General features: G+C 39.3%; 20 protein-coding genes. 2 read left to right on the top strand and 18 right to left on the bottom strand.

All coding sequences use genetic code 11. The features are described 5' to 3' along the window. Window positions 1–216: 216 nt before the first annotated feature. From EO111_RS03345 to EO111_RS03260, 18 genes are all read right to left on the bottom strand, one after another. Window positions 217–705 (bottom strand): ethanolamine utilization - propanediol utilization, encoded by a 489-nt coding sequence (locus tag EO111_RS03345; protein WP_009353680.1) that lies wholly within the window; start codon window positions 703–705, stop codon window positions 217–219. A 2-nt stretch (window positions 706–707) separates the two neighbouring features. Beyond that, window positions 708–1,052 (bottom strand): ethanolamine utilization microcompartment protein EutS, encoded by a 345-nt coding sequence (gene eutS / locus EO111_RS03340; protein WP_009353658.1) that lies wholly within the window; start codon window positions 1,050–1,052, stop codon window positions 708–710. Window positions 1,053–1,073: 21 nt separating this feature from the next. Next, a complete protein-coding gene (locus EO111_RS03335) occupies window positions 1,074–1,808 on the bottom strand; it encodes an MIP/aquaporin family protein (RefSeq protein WP_127010734.1) in 735 nt (244 codons plus the stop codon). Between the two features lie 10 nt (window positions 1,809–1,818). After that, window positions 1,819–2,967: a 1-propanol dehydrogenase PduQ gene (locus EO111_RS03330; protein ID WP_009353704.1), complete on the bottom strand. Its 1,149-nt coding sequence runs from the start codon at window positions 2,965–2,967 to the stop codon at window positions 1,819–1,821. A gap of 2 nt (window positions 2,968–2,969) precedes the next feature. Continuing rightward, window positions 2,970–3,503 carry a heme-binding protein gene (locus EO111_RS03325; RefSeq protein ID WP_009353670.1) on the bottom strand — a complete coding sequence of 178 codons (534 nt, stop codon included), beginning with the start codon at window positions 3,501–3,503 and terminating at the stop codon, window positions 2,970–2,972. A gap of 29 nt (window positions 3,504–3,532) precedes the next feature. Continuing rightward, a complete protein-coding gene (locus EO111_RS03320) occupies window positions 3,533–3,805 on the bottom strand; it encodes a BMC domain-containing protein (RefSeq protein ID WP_303733696.1) in 273 nt (90 codons plus the stop codon). A gap of 8 nt (window positions 3,806–3,813) precedes the next feature. Continuing rightward, window positions 3,814–4,341, bottom strand: a complete 528-nt coding sequence (locus tag EO111_RS03315; RefSeq protein WP_127010733.1) for a BMC domain-containing protein — start codon at window positions 4,339–4,341, stop codon at window positions 3,814–3,816. An 11-nt stretch (window positions 4,342–4,352) separates the two neighbouring features. Then, window positions 4,353–5,756, bottom strand: a complete 1,404-nt coding sequence (locus EO111_RS03310; protein ID WP_009353657.1) for an aldehyde dehydrogenase family protein — start codon at window positions 5,754–5,756, stop codon at window positions 4,353–4,355. An 11-nt stretch (window positions 5,757–5,767) separates the two neighbouring features. Continuing rightward, window positions 5,768–6,403, bottom strand: a complete 636-nt coding sequence (locus EO111_RS03305; RefSeq protein ID WP_126937829.1) for a phosphate propanoyltransferase — start codon at window positions 6,401–6,403, stop codon at window positions 5,768–5,770. Then, window positions 6,390–7,424 carry an AraC family transcriptional regulator gene (locus EO111_RS03300; RefSeq protein ID WP_127010732.1) on the bottom strand — a complete coding sequence of 345 codons (1,035 nt, stop codon included), beginning with the start codon at window positions 7,422–7,424 and terminating at the stop codon, window positions 6,390–6,392. The genes EO111_RS03305 and EO111_RS03300 overlap by 14 nt, the downstream gene beginning before the upstream one ends. 19 nt (window positions 7,425–7,443) lie before the next feature. Then, window positions 7,444–8,745 carry a PocR ligand-binding domain-containing protein gene (locus EO111_RS03295; RefSeq protein ID WP_127010731.1) on the bottom strand — a complete coding sequence of 434 codons (1,302 nt, stop codon included), beginning with the start codon at window positions 8,743–8,745 and terminating at the stop codon, window positions 7,444–7,446. A gap of 118 nt (window positions 8,746–8,863) precedes the next feature. Next, the gene (locus EO111_RS03290) at window positions 8,864–10,186 is read right to left on the bottom strand and encodes an aldehyde dehydrogenase (RefSeq protein ID WP_127010730.1); all 1,323 of its coding nucleotides are present in this window, start codon (window positions 10,184–10,186) and stop codon (window positions 8,864–8,866) included. 13 nt (window positions 10,187–10,199) lie between these two features. Continuing rightward, the gene (locus tag EO111_RS03285; protein WP_009353718.1) at window positions 10,200–10,463 is read right to left on the bottom strand and encodes a EutN/CcmL family microcompartment protein; all 264 of its coding nucleotides are present in this window, start codon (window positions 10,461–10,463) and stop codon (window positions 10,200–10,202) included. A gap of 22 nt (window positions 10,464–10,485) precedes the next feature. Continuing rightward, window positions 10,486–11,019, bottom strand: a complete 534-nt coding sequence (locus EO111_RS03280; protein WP_009353648.1) for a hypothetical protein — start codon at window positions 11,017–11,019, stop codon at window positions 10,486–10,488. Window positions 11,020–11,075: 56 nt separating this feature from the next. After that, complete coding sequence (locus EO111_RS03275) at window positions 11,076–11,357, bottom strand: BMC domain-containing protein (protein WP_009353643.1); 282 nt, start codon at window positions 11,355–11,357, stop codon at window positions 11,076–11,078. Between the two features lie 30 nt (window positions 11,358–11,387). Next, complete coding sequence (pduB, locus tag EO111_RS03270; RefSeq protein ID WP_009353719.1) at window positions 11,388–12,158, bottom strand: propanediol utilization microcompartment protein PduB; 771 nt, start codon at window positions 12,156–12,158, stop codon at window positions 11,388–11,390. Window positions 12,159–12,166: 8 nt separating this feature from the next. Next, complete coding sequence (locus EO111_RS03265) at window positions 12,167–13,087, bottom strand: glycyl-radical enzyme activating protein (protein ID WP_009353686.1); 921 nt, start codon at window positions 13,085–13,087, stop codon at window positions 12,167–12,169. A 26-nt stretch (window positions 13,088–13,113) separates the two neighbouring features. Further along, a complete protein-coding gene (locus EO111_RS03260) occupies window positions 13,114–15,669 on the bottom strand; it encodes a glycyl radical protein (protein ID WP_009353679.1) in 2,556 nt (851 codons plus the stop codon). Between the two features lie 346 nt (window positions 15,670–16,015). On the opposite strand from EO111_RS03260, the gene EO111_RS03255 reads away from it, so the two are divergent. Both EO111_RS03255 and EO111_RS03250 read left to right on the top strand, forming a co-directional pair. Next, a complete protein-coding gene (locus EO111_RS03255; RefSeq protein WP_127010729.1) occupies window positions 16,016–16,552 on the top strand; it encodes a hypothetical protein in 537 nt (178 codons plus the stop codon). Between the two features lie 8 nt (window positions 16,553–16,560). Continuing rightward, window positions 16,561–18,267: a DUF4037 domain-containing protein gene (locus tag EO111_RS03250; protein WP_126940673.1), complete on the top strand. Its 1,707-nt coding sequence runs from the start codon at window positions 16,561–16,563 to the stop codon at window positions 18,265–18,267. Window positions 18,268–18,277: the final 10 nt, after the last annotated feature.

The following is an 18,277-nucleotide window of genomic DNA, read 5'->3' as shown; positions in this document are numbered from 1 at the left end:
CCCATTGTAGAACACAGTCTGTTACCTTTTTAAGTAAAGGATTTGACTATACAATTGCTCATACACATTCATTGCGTGAAAGAATATACTTTTAGTTTATCATACTATAGGTTTCATGTGATAGTAAAATAAATTTTATTTAATAACTATCATAGTGTAACAAAAAAGCACCACCACAAAGGAAGGTGCTTTTCTATCCACTCACTATGGTGATCGTTATTCCTTTACAGATAGCATTTCTCTAAGAGCCTCGTATCCATAGGTCACCATTGGTATATCTTGTATTAAATTTTGTTCTGTTATGTCCTCTTCCGACTCCATTACGACACAGATGTCATTAGCCCCCGCTAGTCGTAGTAGGCGAACACTTTCACCAATCTGAGACGCATCTAATGCATCATTCATAACCACAACGCCTACTACATTGCGATTAAAAGCTCCTGCCGTAGCTGGTGGATAGGGATTGAATGGTTCCCCTAAGCGGTAGCCCAGTACCACGGTATCCACATCGTATGATGACACTAAAAGAGCAGAAAAATACCAAGGATTTTCAATGTACTCTCCGGGAGTTAGCACACAATTGCCTTCACGATACACCGCCATTGGCCGTGGCAACGTCTTCTTTCCGCCTAAAAGACATTGTACCACAGTTTCCACATGACTATAGGTGCTACCAACCCACAAAGTACTACGCAAGGTATCCACGGTTAGCTCCTTGTAAGAGGAACTACGCTAAACTGTAGCAATTCCGAGAATCCCTGTAATACACTAGAGAGTGATACCTCTACGCTTGAAACATCTCCTGATATTAACACAGCCCCTGAAAATCGATCGATAAATTCGATATGTACATTGGCTGCTTTAGAGGCCATATCTCCTGCAATGATAGCCGCTTCCCCTGGGGTAATCGTCAAAATACCTACAGCACTACGACCTTCGCTATCTAGACCTAGTTTACTGTATAAGTCCCTTTTTGGATTCGCTAATACATGAGCTAATGTGACTTGTTTTCCTGGTACTGACTCTTGAATGATACGTTGTTTATCTAGCATAGGATATAACCTCCTTTCCAATTATAAATGTAAAGCTACATGTAGCCAGTTAAATGCACCCACTGCTAATAGTGCCCCAATCGTTGGTCCTACAATTGGTACCCAAGCATAACCCATATTCGCAGTTCCTTTGTTAGGAAGTGGTAAAATCGCATAGGCCAAACGTGGAGTAAAGTCACGAGCAGGATTCAATGCAAAGCCTGTAGTTCCACCAAAAGAGAAACCGATACTTGCTACAAGGAAACCAATAATAAGTGGTGCTAAACCATCGGCCATAGGTCCCAAGAAAAGTACACAAAAGATGAATAAAAAAGTAGCAATCACTTCAGATAGTAAGTTCCAAACTCGTTCATCACAAGCTGGACCTGTAGCAAAAATACCTACACAGTTTCCTTCATCTGGACCAGTAATCTTGAAGTGAGGATAGTAATGTAGCATCGTAATGCCTGCGCCTACAAAGCCACCTAATAATTGAGCGATAACGGCTCCCAATACTAACTCAGGAGGGAATAATCCACCTGCTGCAAAAGCAATCGTTAATGCTGGGTTCAAGTGTCCTACGCCACCTAAGTGAACGGCCACATAGACTGCAAATGTAACTGCAAATCCCCAACCAAACATCAATCCAATCCAGTTTGTTTTAATAGCGCTTGTGATTGTATTTTTAAGTAATAATCCAGCGTTACAACTACTACCGAAAGCCATTAAAATAGCTGTTCCGATAAATTCACTAACATACACTTGTGTAGCATCCATATGTGTTACCTCATATAATACATGTTAATATACGTGTTAAATCTTCTTTTGTGGCCGCGTATGGATTCCCTGGGTAGGTACGATCCACCATAGCCTGTTGCACTAATGTAGGAAAGGAATCCTTAAAGGAAACTTCATCAATACCAAACTCTTTCATTGTTATAATGCAACCCACTCGACGTGCTAAAGATTGTGCACATCGTACTAAAGCAGCAATTTGTGCACTTTCATCATCAGATTCGGTGGTTAAGGAGAGTTTTTGTGCAATCGAAATGTATTTTAATTTAGCCTCATTAGAGTTGGCTGCATTATACATAATGACATAGGGCAATAGCATCGCATTGGCTAATCCATGCGGCACATGGAATTGACCGCCCAATTGATGTGCTAAGGCATGGGTAATGCCTAGACCAGCTTGATTGAAAGCTAGCCCTGCCATGCAGGATGCTTCATGCATCGCTGCTCGTGCTACTTCGTCAGTTCCACGCTCTACACATGTTGGTAAATTCTTAATAACTAATTCTATTGCTTTTTCAGCTAATGCATCGGTAAAATGATTGGCCTCTGTAGCCACCAAGGCTTCCATGGCATGTACAAGTACATCCATGCCGCTATAAGCGGTTACTTTTGGCGGTGCCGATTTCACAAAGAATGTTGTTAAAATCGCTTCATCTGGCAATAAGCTGTCATCTGCCAACGGATACTTTATACCTGTTTTAGTATCTGTAATAACAGCAAAGGATGTCACTTCAGATCCAGTTCCGCTAGTTGTTGGTATGGCAATAAATTTTTTAACGCAGATGCCATAAATTGTTTTACAGAAATAGTTAATACCTTTCGCTGTATCAATGGCAGATCCTCCGCCAATGACGATCAGTACTGTGGCTTTTTCTTTCTGTAATACCTCTACCCCTTTGACAATGGAATCAATAGGTGGATCTGGTACTACATTAGAATATACAACATAGGTATTGCTTGTATTCACCAAGTCAATCACTGTCTGTAATGCTGGTGTTCCTTCTAAAAATGGGTCACAGATGATAAAAATACGTTCTCCTTCTAATAAGCGAAGTCTTTCTAAAGCATCTGTTTTAGTACCATTGGCAGAGTGTTCTGTTTGTCCTGTAAAAATTTGCGTTTTAAATGACCATGATTCCATGATTACGCCCCTTGTATATATGACTGAAAAGCTCGTAGCCCTGCATTCACTATGAGCACATCTTCTTTTACAGTGCCGCCACTAATACCTAGACCACCGATTAGATGATTCTCTAACATTAGTGGCTCACCACCGCCAAATAAGACTATGGGTCTTTTGACCATCGTCTCAATACCATAAAGAGGAGTCCCTGGCTGCACTACGGCTCCTAACTTTTCTGTTCCGCACCGAAAAGCTACTGCTGTATAGGCCTTATTAGGGGCTAGTTCTATGCTTACACCAAGAGCTCGTTCCATACGCCGTTGATACACTAACGATCCGCTCGCATCCACAATAGCAATCACAACAGGAATTCCCAATCGTTTCGCCTCTTGTTCGCAAGCTTCAACGACAGTATCTACCACAGATTCAACGGTAATTCCTGTATATCTAGACCACTGTGCTGCTCGTCCAATGGGGGCAATTCCCTCTTGTGTAGTGGATGGCACGCGCTCTATGTTTGCAATAATATTTCGGACTGAATCATAAATATCCATGTCCATCCTCCTTACTAAAGGCTATTCTACTATTTAGTCAACAATGTTTCTACATCGTGATGTGGGCGAGGAATTACGTGAGTAGATACAACTTGGCCTACGTTACCAGCTGCTACTGCACCCGCCTCTACGGCTGCTTTAACAGCACCAACATCACCACGAACCATCACAGTTACTAAACCAGAACCAATTTTTTCATAGCCAGTTAATTCTACATTGGATGCTTTCACCATTGCATCTGCTGCTTCAATAGCTGCTACTAAACCTTTTGTTTCTACCATACCTAATGCGTTATTCATGATAAACCTCCTTATTTTTTAGAACTACTTTTCTTTTTAGCTTTAGTCGTTTTAGCTGATTTTTTAGCACCTGTAGCTTTCGGTGCTACTTCTGTTGTTGATGGTGTAGATTCTTCACCAATCACAATATTTGTCAGTTCAGCAATGGCTTCAGCCATTACTGTATCTGTTTCTTGTACTGTTTTTTCCGGCTCTGCCCCGACAGTTTCCACCACAGTTTCCACCACAGGTTCTGCTATAGGTTCTTCTTTCACAGCTGCCGGTTCTTCTTGTAAGAAGACATCGATAACAGTTTGCGATACTCTTGGAATCACTTTAGAGCTTACAAAACAACCCATCTCTTTTGCCACCATAGCGCCTGCTTCAACAGCTGATTGCACAGCTCCCACATCGCCTACTACTTCCACAGTAAACCAACCAAAACCATTAGCTTTGTCAATATTTACTACGTGCACATTAGATGCTTTTACCATTACATCGGACATGGTAACTGCGCCTAACAAGCCTTTTACTTCTAATAGTCCTAACGATTGATTCATATAAGCCTCACTTATCTTAAGCTAAATGCTTCACTTAATACACAACGACGAATGCGACAGAACGATCTTGCACATGTAATACCTTCTCCTGTTGGGCCTGCAATGGTAAAGGTAGTATGCCCTTCACCACCTACACCAATACCTGCATAGGATGGAGCATTTTTTACGAAAATTGTAGTTTCTAACAATCTCGCCATTTTAGATAATTTTTCTAAATTTTGAGAGTGCATCATCGCTGTGTGACGATTTCCCAATTCTGCGCGGTATGCACATTCTATAGCAATATCTACATTTGGAACCGCTACGATTGGTAAAATTGGCATCATCATTTCTTCTGTTACTAGGTGATGATGTTCTGATGTACGAGCAATGATTAATCGAATACTGTCATCTACCACAATGCCTACTAATGCTAATAAATCTTTTGCAGATTTACCTACAAAATCTGGATTTGGTTTACCATCTTTTTTAGTTACTTTTTCAACTAATGTATCTAGAATAGACATATCAGTAATTTCATAAGCACCATTCTTTTTCATATGGTATACCAATTGATCTGCCACAGATTCCACAACAAATACTTCTTTTTCAGCAATACATGGAACGTTATTATCAAAACTTGCACCACTGACGATATCTTTGGCTGCTTGTTCAATATGTGCTGTTTCATCTACGACTACTGGAGGGTTACCAGCGCCGGCGCCAATCGCTTTTTTACCAGAGGATAAGACTTGGTTTACAATTCCAGGTCCACCTGTAGCAACTAACAATCTTACTTTTGGATGACTCATCATGCATTGTGTACTTTCAATCGATGGTTCACGCACCATCGTTACCAAGTTGTTCGGAGCACCTGCCGCTTCTAGTGCTTTATTAATCATTTGCACTAAAATAGTAGATACTTTTTTAGCTCTTGGATGTGGGCTAAATACCACCGTATTACCGCCAACAATCATGGAGATAGAATTATTGATAATTGTTTCTGTTGGATTTGTTGTTGGTGTTATGGCACCAATCACGCCAAATGGACAAAATTCTTCAATTGTCAATCCATCATGACCAGTCATAGCACGCGTTTCCAACACTTCTTTACCTGGTGTTTTCACAGCAGCTACTCGGTTTTTAATCAATTTATCACTATATCTACCAATGCCTGTTTCTTCAACTGCCATGAGTGAAATCATTTCTAAATGATCTTTTTGTAACACAGTTTCACGGATGGCATCCACAAATGCATTACGATCTTGTAATGAAAAAGCTAACAACTCTCTTTGTGCCACTTCACTCGCATCAATCGCAGCCTCCATGGTATCAAACACGCCATATTCATAACGAGTTGTTTCCATACCTACGCCTTCTTGTTGTAAATCTTTCACTACTTGTTTCACTATACTTTCAATCATTTCTAAGTTCATTCGTATCTCCTCTATGATTTCGATACAATTCCAATATCATTGTTTTTAATCCGTCCTGCATTCGCTTCATCTACATCGATATGCATTTCTAAAGCAAACTTCGGCGATACTCGAATAATTACATTGGAAAATGTCAGCTCGCGTTCTCCATGTACAGTCACTGTCACTCGCTCTTTATCGATCACGCCCATACGTTTTGCATCATCAGGATGCATATGGATATGTCGATGCGCTACGATCACACCTTGAGAAATCGTTAATTTCCCTTTCGGTCCTAGTAACGTTATACCTGGAGTTTCCCGTAAATCACCAGATTCACGTATCACGCCTGGTACTCCCAACGTAAATGAATCTGTTAGAGAGATTTCCACTTGTGTATCATTCCTAAAAGGTCCCAAAATACGTACTTTTTCAATACTGCCTTTCGGTCCTACTAGAGTTACTGTTTCATTTGCAGCATATTGTCCTGGTTGTTTCAAGTCTACTTTTTTTGTCAGTTCATCTTGTCCAAATAAAACGGTATATGCTTCTTTTGACACATGAACATGACGATTTGAAACACCAATTGGTACGCTACATCTATTTAATTCTTGTAACTTTGCTATGACGCGCTCCGTTACTAAATGTAAATACTCAGATTGTTTCATAGGTTTCCACCAATCCATTAATGACTTGATCTCGATATTGTGAGATTGTTTTATGTTCATGTTTTTTGAAAATTTTACAAAAATAGCTCACATCACTATATCCCAATATGTTAGCAATATAGGATCCGCTCTTTTCCGTTCCAAGTATATATTCCTTCGCTAAATTTATTTTTTTCTTGTGTATATACTGCATAATTGTCATATTTAACTTATGTTTGAATATACGACTAATGTAGCCTTGGCTTACATTACAAGAAACAACTATATCTTTTAAAGAAATATCTTCTTGTATATGTGTATGAATATAGTAGAGAACAGTATGTAAAATTTCTTGTTTCCCTTGATATAGTTTCATAAACAGGAAATCAACAATTTTAAATGTCCATATACCGAGTCCTTCTGCGTATTTTGTATGTACAGGTTCCAACTGTATCTTTGACACCATCGTATGTAACTTCAATACATGCGTGTCTAAGACCTTGTGTTGTACCTGGTCTACCAGTTCATATAGTTCACTGGCAATTGACTGGCTATCACTATGTTCATATGTATACTGACATACTTGGTATAATCTGTCATAGGCTACCTCAAAATCACCTTGCTGAAAACCTTGTACAATTCCGTCCAACAGATCTAGGGATTTCCCTGTGACCTCTTTTTCTTTAATCATCCCCTTTGCTGGAATCCATTTATAAAAATCATCCCAGCTAAAAGGTTTATATAAATATCCAATTCCGGAATATTTCATAGTCATTTGGTTAACAGCTTGCGTTTCTTTATTCAACATCATCACAATCCGGCAGGTTGGATAGGTGTAATACATATGTCGAATAATGTCACCTGCTTTTTGATGGCTAATATCCATTGCTATATAAGCGACAGAAATTATTTCTTCCTTCGGTAAGGAAAGTACTTCTTGATATGTACTAATGCAGATGACCTCCGCTTGCATATGGAGTGCAATTCGTTTTTGTAGTGCTTTCATATGCAACTTATCGGTATCTACCAAAAGTATCTTCATCACAAAATACCTCCTTGTCTTATTCTACTGGATAGGATAGCATCACCTGTATCCCATCCTTTGGCAATGGATAACAATGTACTTTAGCAGAATTGCCATGGTATTCTATAAACGTTTGGTGTAATTTTAAAATAGCTTGACTTGTCGTAGATAAGGTTGACTCTATGGTATCTCCATGTATTAACCGCGTCACATCTTGTAGTAATTTGTGTAGTACAAGTACTTCATCAGATTGAATCTGCAATGTATCATCCTCTATAACAATACATACTTGATCACCTTGGAGCTCTGCATGTAGTTTCATAGAAATCTTTGCATGCCCCTCTTGTTGTGCTCTTTCTACCACTTGATATACATATTGCCATACACTATAGGATGGTAACATGTAGTGCCACAGGCTCTCATCTACATCCATATGCCAGCCTATATGGCAATCTTCACGATAGTTTAAGAGAGCTACTGTAGATTCGATGCGCGAACATTCCTCTTTAATACTTGTTTCAAATAGACTATCATGATGAAGTGCTAATACATGAATATAATCCAGAATCGCTGCTTCCGTTTTTTCTGCTTCTTCTACTACAGATAAGCTATCTACTACGCTAAGCAATTTACAGTTACGTACCATATCTACATAGCGCTTATACTTTTCTAGCTCACTTTGTAAGCAGCAAATCTTATCTTCTGCTTCTAATACTTCTTTTTCTAATGCTTCTATACGATTTAAATTCTTTTGTTTATTTCTATTCGATACAATTTCATGATTTGTAAGTTGATTAATAATAAACTCCACTAGTTTTGCAATGGAAAGCACTTCATTATAGCTATATCGCTTAATATCTGCTAACTCTTCCGGATTCGTAGTTTCGATATCTTGATTCACTAATTGTGCTCCACCAGGTACCATATTTTTACTCAACCGGACTATTGTATCTGGTACATCATCACATAGAATCTGTCCTCCAATAAATCCGCCTAAATAATGACCATCCACGATAATCGGTATAGCAATTTCTAAAAGTCCGCAAGGACAAATATAAATGCTCACCTCTTTATTAGTGGCAGCAATAATCGCACCTGATGCATCGGATAACTTACACAATAATGACGATGTAGGGTTATCTCTTATTTTCTTACAATAGTTGCAAAACCGTGTTGCTTCTGTTAATACATCACCTTTATAATCTACTGTCACAAAAGCTATTCCTGTCACGTTGGCAACCGCTTCTTGGATCCCTTCCAATAAATCATGACCTATGACAGTCATAATATCCAGTCCTGATTCTTCGTTTCGATTGTCTTCCAAAGTATTTCGTGGCATTCCTTTTTATTACCTTTCCTATACAATACGTAAAATATCTCTACTTATAGTATACGACAGTAATTGCAAAAACCATGTCAAAAAGTATGATTTTTGTCATGAAATTTAATCATAGTTATTATGTATAAGAACATAGCGTTTCTACATACACACATCTTCTGCGACGGACTAAATCTTTCGCCGTTATGGCTCCTTCACCAGTGACATTGGCAATCGTGAAAGATGTGGCTCCTACGCCACAGATACCAATTCCATCTAAGGAACATCCATTTTTGACAAAGATTGTAGTTCGGAAAGCTTTTGCTGCTTGCCGTAAACGCTCCGTATCGCGAGAATGAATGCCTGCTGTATGGTGATAACCTTGTTCTGCATCAACAGCAATTTGTAGGGCACTTTCAAAATTACTAGCTTTCACCACTGTAATCAATGGAGCTAATATTTCCTGTGTCACAAATGGATGGATTTTAACTGTTTCTACAGCAATCAAATCATAGGAACGATCCGTATGAATTCCTGCATCTTTTAAAATCTCATCTGCCGATTTACCGCCATATTGACGATTTACTTCCATATCTTCAGTCAAGAGAATTTTTGATAATTGCAACATTTCTCCCACTGAATCCACATAATACACATTGAGTCTTTCTAAGGCCGACCGAAATGCAGGTACTACAGATTCTACAATAATGACATTTTTCTCCGATGTACAGGTAATGTTATGATCGAAGGATGCGCCTTTGTGAATGCAATACGCTGCTCGATCGATATCAGCCGTTTCATCTACCACAAATGTAGGGTTCGCTGGACCTGCTGAAATAACCTTCTTACCACAGGCTAATGCGCTCCTAGCTGCATCTGACCCACCAGTAGATAAAATCAATTCTACATCAGGATGATTCATTATTTCATTAAGATATGTTAAGGAACAAGTATCTGGTGTGGTGATTAAGTTACATATGCCAAATTTATCTAAGATAATTTTATTCATCACTTTCGTAATATATTTAGATACTTCCATGGCTCTTGGATGTGGACAATGAATCACTACATTTCCTGCTGACAACAAACTAATTGTATTGTTGATCAACGTTTCACAAGGATTGGTACTTGGATGTATAGCACATACAACACCATATGGAAATGGTTCTGTTAAGACAATTCCATTTTCTCCCTGCGTTGTTCCTGTAATTAAATCTTCTGGGCCCGGCGTTTCTTCCAAAGCAAGTTTAATCTTAATGGCCTTATCTTCCGCTTTACCCATACCAGTTTCTTCACAAGCAAGCGCGGCAAATTCTAGACAATAGCTTCGTAATCCTTCACGGATAGCCTGAATCAACTGCTTCCGTTCCCGTAGGCTCAACTTTTGATAGATGTGAAATGCTTGTTTTGATGCATGCACAACCTGTGTTACTGAGGAAAATATCCCACCTTGGGTTCCCATATTTGCCTCCTTACTAAATAACAACAGAGTCTACAATACCAATGATTGCTAAATCTATGGTAGCCCCTTTTCGGTTCTCTTCCACTCGTACTGAAGACCCCGTTCCAACTAGCACATATTCACCTACACCAGCTCCTACAAAATCAGCTGCTACTTGTTCTCTATGAGCTGGCGAAAGCGATGCATCGACAGGCTGTATAATCATCAACTTATATCCTAATAGGGTATCACTTTTCTTCGTTGCTACAACATTACCAATCACTTTTGCTAAATACATGCTTACTCCTATCTCATAGGACTCAATTCATATGACGAATATGGTCTATGTATCGTATCCCTAACTCAAATATTGTTTGATAGTACCCTTGCACCATCTGTTGGTAGGGACCTGGTTCTTTTCCTGATAAAGGCTCTATGGATGTTGGCAGTACATAGATACTAGCACCTGCTGTAAAAGCTTTCTTTACCACTTCCGACAGATCCGATTGACTATAGCCTAAGGCAATATGAATGACATCATTTCTTCCTATATAAGGTAATACTATGCAATCGTGTTCTGTAAAAGCGGGTTCCTCTCCATAGGGATATTGCATAAGAAAAGGATGAATTTCTTTCACTCGACGTTCCATTTCTGGATCACCGTTCTTGGGAACAATGGCATGAACTTGTGTGAAGTCACATGTAGTCAATTGATTCGCCAACGCATAATTTTCATGATGCCACTGTTCATCAAAGACAACATATAATTTTCTTACACTTTGTTCATGAGATTGTTCTGCTAAAATACGTGCCACCATGTCTTCTAGGAGCCTAGATAGGTCTCTATCTTTCATAGTGCCTCCTCTAAAGTAGTGGCATATAAGGACGATGCCTCATATGCCACGCTACATTACGCTTTAAGAGTTGGAATAATACGTTCTGTATCGATGTGAGGACGAGGGATAACGTGTAAGGATACAACTTCGCCTACTGCACGAGCTGCTACTGCACCAGCTTCAACAGCTGCTTTTACTGCACCAACATCACCACGAACCATAACTGTTACTAATCCAGAACCAATTTTTTCATAGCCTACTAAGTTTACGTTAGCAGCTTTTACCATAGCATCTGCTGCTTCAATCGCACTTACTAAACCTTTTGTTTCTACCATTCCTAATGCATCTGAAACCATAATATCCTCCTATGTTTCTATACTAACCTATTAAATGTATGGTGTTGTACTCGATGTAGGTGTGTCACCTAAAGCACCAAGCAATTTAATACCCACTTCACGAGCTGCTTTCACAGCTTGACGAACAGCACCAGAGTCTCCAGAGAATGTTAAGATTACTTCGTTAGAGAAACTTGTACCAGATTTTGGTGATGCGTACGAAACAACTTCTACATTGGCAGATTTTACTGCTGTATCCGCAAGTACTGCACCAATCGCTGCTGGGCCTGCACATACCATACCAAAAGATCTACCTAATGGAGTGTTGAATACGGCTTCTAAACAATAGCTTGCACGTGCTGTGTATTGGAATTCCAAGTGACCTGCATCATTAGCGTATACATCTCCAAAGTATTTTGGAACAGCTTCCAATGCAATTTCAACAGCTCGACGAGCATCGGATACATCATGAGCACCGATATAGATCAAGGAACCATGACCTGCGCCACCTTTAGTATCACGAGGCAACTCTACTGTAATAATTTCAGTATTCGTTGCTTTGATTGCATCATCCACAGCCATAATTTGTGGGCCTGCGCCTACACGACCGCCGATAATACCGATGGATTTGAATTTTCCTAATCCCATTGTTTCTGTTAATAACGGATCCACACTGGCAATCACAAGACCAATTGTATCGCCCATTGCAGTACCTACAAATTCAGTAACTCCGATGGATCCTGCTGTTGTGCCTTGCGGCTTTTTAATGCCAAGTTCTTCTGATACTTGACCCATCACTTTTTCTAATAATGCTGTATCCATAGTACCTCCTAACCACCAATAATACAGTTTAAACCATATGATTCTACTATTTTTTTATACGTTTCCATTTCTTCTTCTGGAATCTTTGGTGTATTTTCTAATTCATATTCACGTCCCAATAGTTCATATTTCCCCTGCCCATAATTGTGATATGGCAACAAGTGTATGTCATGAACATTAGGCATATTTTCCTTCACAAACTCCGCTATACCACGAATATCTTCTTCGCTCGCATTAAACCCAGGAATCGTAGGAACACGCACTGTTGTATTTGCGATAGACTGTATGACTTTAGCCGACTCTTTGATCCTTGCGTTATCGACACCAGTGAACTTTTTATGTTGCTCTGGATTAACACTTTTGATATCTAGTAGAACTAAGTCGATGTACGGCATAATCTCTTCTACAATCTTTGTGTCATAATACCCTTCTGTTTCTATTGCGGTATGCCATCCTTGTGCTTTACAAGCTTTAAAGATTTCTTTAGCAAACTTTGGTTGTGTCAATGCCTCTCCACCAGATAAGGTGATGCCGCCATTGGACCGAAAGTACTGTGTGGCATCTTTTTTTAGTTCTCGTACTACCTGCTCGACACTCATCAACTTACCTTTCATAGAAAGTGCACTGGTAGGACAGACCATGGTACACTCTGAACAGTTGTCACAGAGTGTACGGTCAATCCAGTATGGGTTGCTATCAGCAATGGCCTGTTTAGGGCAAACTGCCTGACAAGCTTTACAACCAATACAGAGTTGTTTTCGATACACTACTTCAGGATAATATTGTTGTGATTCTGGATTAGAACACCATTTACATCGTAATGGACAGCCCTTCAAAAATACGATTGTCCGGATTCCTGGTCCATCGTGAATGGAAAAGCGTTGAATATCAAATACAGTGCCTTGTACACTATAATCTACTGATTCCATACGAACTTATCCTTTATATTATGTACCTACATTTCATGTTCTGTACGATTAATGATATCGTCTTGTACTTCTTTAGCCAATGTTACGAAGTGAGCACTGTAACCTGCTACACGAACGATCAAGTCTTGGTTATCTTCTGGATGTTCTTGTGCATCTAACAATGTTTGTTTATCTACAACGTTGAATTGAACATGGCTACCTTTTTTATCGAAGAAGCTCTTAATAATAGATACGAAGTTTTTCAAACCTTGTTCTCCACCTACCGCAGCTGGTGTGAATTTTTGGTTGTACAATGTACCATTCGATGCTTGCGCATGGTCTAATTTTGCAACGGAGTTGGAAGCCGCTGTAGGACCGTTTACGTCGTTACCTTGGCGAGGGGATACACCGTCAGCCAATGGTTCAGTTGCTAAACGTCCATCTGGTAATGCAGCTACGTCTTTACCGAACAATACGTTAGCGGATACTGGGTAAATACCAGCTTGGAATTGACCGCCACGAGGGTTCATGTATTTATCCACTTCATTACAGTAGATTTTACCGCAACGATATGCGAATTGGTCTACCTCTTCAATATCATTACCGAAGGAATCAGTGTTTTTCAAGATATTACGGATAGTTGCATATTTGCTTGGATCAGCTTGTGATTTGCATCCACAGCTTGTACCTGTGCCAGTACCTTGTTTCAAATGAGATTCCAATGTAGCAATGTCGATAGATCCTGTGGAGGATAAGATTTTCTTAACTGCTTCATAGATTTGAGCTTCATCTAATGTAGATTCTGGAATAGATGGAGTGCAAATTGGAGCTGCGCTATCGCTATAACCGAAGTTAGCTTCTAATGCTTCACGCAATTCAGCTAATGTAAAGCGTTTGTCTTCGAAAATATTTTTTTGGATTGCATATAAGGAGTCACCTGCGTCAGCAACACCGAATGCTTGAGGTCCTGTGAAGTTGTAGATCGCGCCGCCTTCTTGGCAAGATTTACCGCGTTTGATACAATCATCAACCATCGCAGACATGAATGGCAATGGAGCGCGTTCCATGTGAGCGTAGTCAACAGCGTTGTCAGCTTTTGCTAAGTGACGAACGAAGTATTCCATTTGTTGTTGGTATGCTGCCAACAATTTATCCATAGTATCTAATTCTTCTAATTCGCCAGTTTTAGGTCCCAATTGTTTGCCATTACAACGTCCGTTGTTAAGAGTAATTTCAAGAACTTTTGCGATATTGAAGAATGCTGCATCATGCCAACCTTCAGTACGATGGCCCGCTTGTGGTTCAACACAACCGATGATACAGTAGTCACGAGCGTCTTTTAATGCTACGCCACGAGATACAAGAGCCAAGATGATTACTTCGTCATTGTAGAATGCTGGAACACCATAGCCTAAACGGGATACTTCACAAGCGCGATATAAGAATTCCATTGGGGCATTTTGATGTACACGTACAGAGAAGGATGGAGCTGGTAAACGAACGTGCGCTACTGCTTCCATACACATGTAAGATACTTCATTTGTTGCATCTTTACCTTCAGAGTCTTGACCGCCTACGCAAAGGTTTTGGAATACTGCATAACCAGCGAATGCTTGTGCAGAGACTTCATCACGAGTTTTATTGATGTCGTTCAATTTAACCCAGATACAATCTACTAATTCTTGTGCTTTTACGCGATCAATTGGATCATCTTTTAAGTATGGATACATGTATTGGTCAAAACGGCCTGGGGAGATGGAGTGACCATTGGACTCAATTTGAACCATGATTTGTAAGAACCAGAAAGATTGACATGCTTCCCAGAAGTTACGAGCACCGAATTCAGGTACGCGATCACAGTTAGCGGCGATTTGTTGTAATTCTGCTTTACGAGTTGGACAAGATGTTTGACTTGCCAATTCACGAGCTTTTTCAGCATAGCGATGTGCGAATCGGATAGCTGCATTGTAGGAAATAATAACTGCGTTGTAGAATTGTTTTTTCTTAATGCTGCTAGGATCATCTTCGTCTAATGCATGTAATGCTGTAATTGTTTCTTCTAATACACCGCGGAAACCTTTTTCTAAGATTTTACCGTAGTCTACATTTACGTGTCCTACACCACCGAAGAAATAGTTACCTACTGTGAATACACCATTAGCGATACAATCTTTTGTATCTGGTTCCATATAGGAATCTGCTAAGGAGTGAGTTGTTTTGCCTTCCCAATATTTGAAAGCTTCATGTAATTCATGTTGTACTTTTTCAGAAATTTCAAATGGATCTGCCATACGTTTATGCATAGTATGGAATTCTTTTTCTACCCAATCATAGGAGAACTCTGGGCAAATTTCTGTGGATCGTGGGTTGATTGTGATTGAACCAACTACCAATTCATTGTCACGGATTGTAATCGGCAACTCGTTAAAGATTTTTTCAACAGCTTTAGCACGGCGGATAATCGTAGGCTGACCTTCGGTTTCCTTATAGGATTCTGTAATTAAGACTGCACGTTCTGATTCGACCTGTGGTACAGCATCAATAATTACTTTTCTCAACTTTTCAATTCGTTCTGTTGGTTTACTAAATCCTCGTTCTAGCATGTGTTAACCTCCTTACAACGTATAAATATAATTCATGCCTCTGTTCCATTCATGCGTAAATAGAATACTGTGCATGCTTCTTAAGAAAATGGTATCACATTTCAGGGTAGAACTGATAAAAATTTACAATCCAAATTTTGTAAAATACAAACCTTTATGTAATTGAAAAGTTAGATTAATTATCATCTCCTATTTCAAAATCTGCATGTAGTATATGTGTTTTCAGTATGCCTTGGTAATATTCAAACCTAACTACGGTAGTAAATACACCTCTTCTTTCTTCTCTATTGCTCTACATTATATTTCTCTTTATACTGAAAGTAATTATACGCAGGAGGTAATTACGATGGCATCAAATACGGCTATATGTCTTTGGGAAACCAATCGTATCGCATCTGGATTTGCTCTTTTAGATCAGTTATTAAAAGACTACCCTATCTCTTTTGTCAAACATTACCGCATATGTCCTGGCAAAGCGTTCTTCATACTCATTGCAGATACAGATGTAGTACAGCAAATTGAACAAATCCTAAGGGATACGAAGCAGATTCAATACAAAACAATTACTGGCGTACATCCCGATGTACTTTCAGTATTTCAACAAAAACAAAAAATACCTACTGTCTCACACCTAGGTATCTATGAATGTTCCACAACAGTGGCTGTATTTCATTTAGCTAATCATCTAGCTTGGCATCACCAAGTTCATTTATTAAGTCTACAAATTGGAATTGGTCTCTGTGGCAAAAGCATTCTCACTATCGCTGGTTCCTATAGTGATTTAAAAACCATTGAAATAGAATTATCAGAACATTATCCTAAAGACATTGTGAGCTTTGCCAATATTTCAGAACCGTCAACAGAATTACTTACCTTATTATAGGAGGTTCTATGGAATCCATTCAGTCTTTACTAAAACAAGCACACACACTTTGGCGACAAGGCAATGAACAAGGTATGATAGACTATTTAGAAAAAGCCATTCACCTGTGCCGGACCCAAAAGAATGACAAAAAACTGATTGAAATATTAAATGAGTATAGTGGGTCTCTACGTAATGTAGGGCGCTATGATGATGCCATCACCGCCATTGATGAATCCCTACGTCTCTACGAAAAAAGTGATACTTACACACCACAAACATATGCTACTATTTTAATTAATCTAGGCAATACATATCGTGAAAAGAAATCCTATTACGAAGCGGAAACACATCTGTTGAAAGCAAAAGAAATCTTTCAATCCGTAGGTGATACATCCTATGCTTATATTGGTCTGTTGAACAATTTATCACTTCTCTATCGTGATACGAACAACTACGAAACAGCTCATGAATTGCAATTAGAAGCAGTCCGCCTATTGGAGCCTACAGAATACCAAGTTCCACTAGCTATTAGCTACAATAATTTATATGAAATCAGCAAACACGTTAAAGGAAAACAAGAGCTTTCTCCTCAAGTCTATCTAGATAAGGCTACCTACATTTTACGTCGTGAGGTAGGTACAGAACACCCTATGTATGCAGCGGTGTTAAATAATCGAGCCGACTTTGAAATGGAACAACATCACTACGATGTGGCACTAAATTTATATAGAGAAGCCCTTCCCATTGTGAAACATAATTATGGTGTGGAAAGTCAAGCCTATCAATCTGTATTGCACAATCTTGAATATGTAAAAGACCTTATTAAAACGCTGCAACAAGAGGTGCCCTGTCATCGCCAAACTGGCTTAGAGCTAGGCAGAGAACTCGCTCACCAAGTAGCACAAGACATAGAGCTCAATCTACCTGACCTAGCTCCCTATATGTGCTTAGCTTTGGTCGGCACAGGATCAGAATGTTTAGGCTTTGATGATGCCATCTCTGAAGACCACGACTTTACCAAGCGCTGTCAGCTCTTCTTACCAGCTGATATCTATGAAACTAATAAAGAACGCCTTCAGTCCTACTTTAAGAACTATGCCTATGGCACAGTACAAGTTGAATGTATATCTGAATTTTACCAGCGCTATACACTTTATCCTGAAGGGCCTCAGTGTGAAAAAGAGTTTCGCCGTGTCCCACAAGACTTGTTGTGCACCGCCACAAATGGTGAAGTCTTCCTAGATAATTTTGGATCTTTTACACATATTCGTCAGCGATTATTGGCCTACTATCCAGAAGATATTCGCCTTCGTAAAATTGCCTATGAATTAAACCAATTGGCTCAATCTGGGCAGTATAACTTACCTCGTATGTTACAACGAGACGACACAATTGCTGCAAGTTTAGCATTGCATCAATTTGTCCATCATTACATGCTACTCGTGCATCTATTCAACAAATCCTATGCGCCATTCTACAAATGGCTCTATCGCCATAGTTGTACTCTTCCTATCTTAGGAAACACGGTCAAACATGGGATTGTAGAATTACTAGATGCACCTATTACAGATACAAAATCTCACATTGATCGCTTATGTAGTGCTATTATTCAAGAGTTACAACGCAACGGCTTAAGCACAAGTCCTATTGATTTCTTAACCTATCAAGCTAAAGAAGTCATTCAACGCATTCAAGATCCACTTCTCCGTAAAGAAGATTCTTGGGTAGAATAGGAGTTTTATT

It is taken from the genome of Veillonella sp. CHU594 (assembly GCF_003992265.1).
Taxonomy (GTDB): Bacteria; Bacillota; Negativicutes; order Veillonellales; family Veillonellaceae; genus F0422.
The sequence above is the reverse complement of the archived record's forward strand: the minus strand, read 5'-3'. Positions and strand labels throughout refer to the sequence as shown.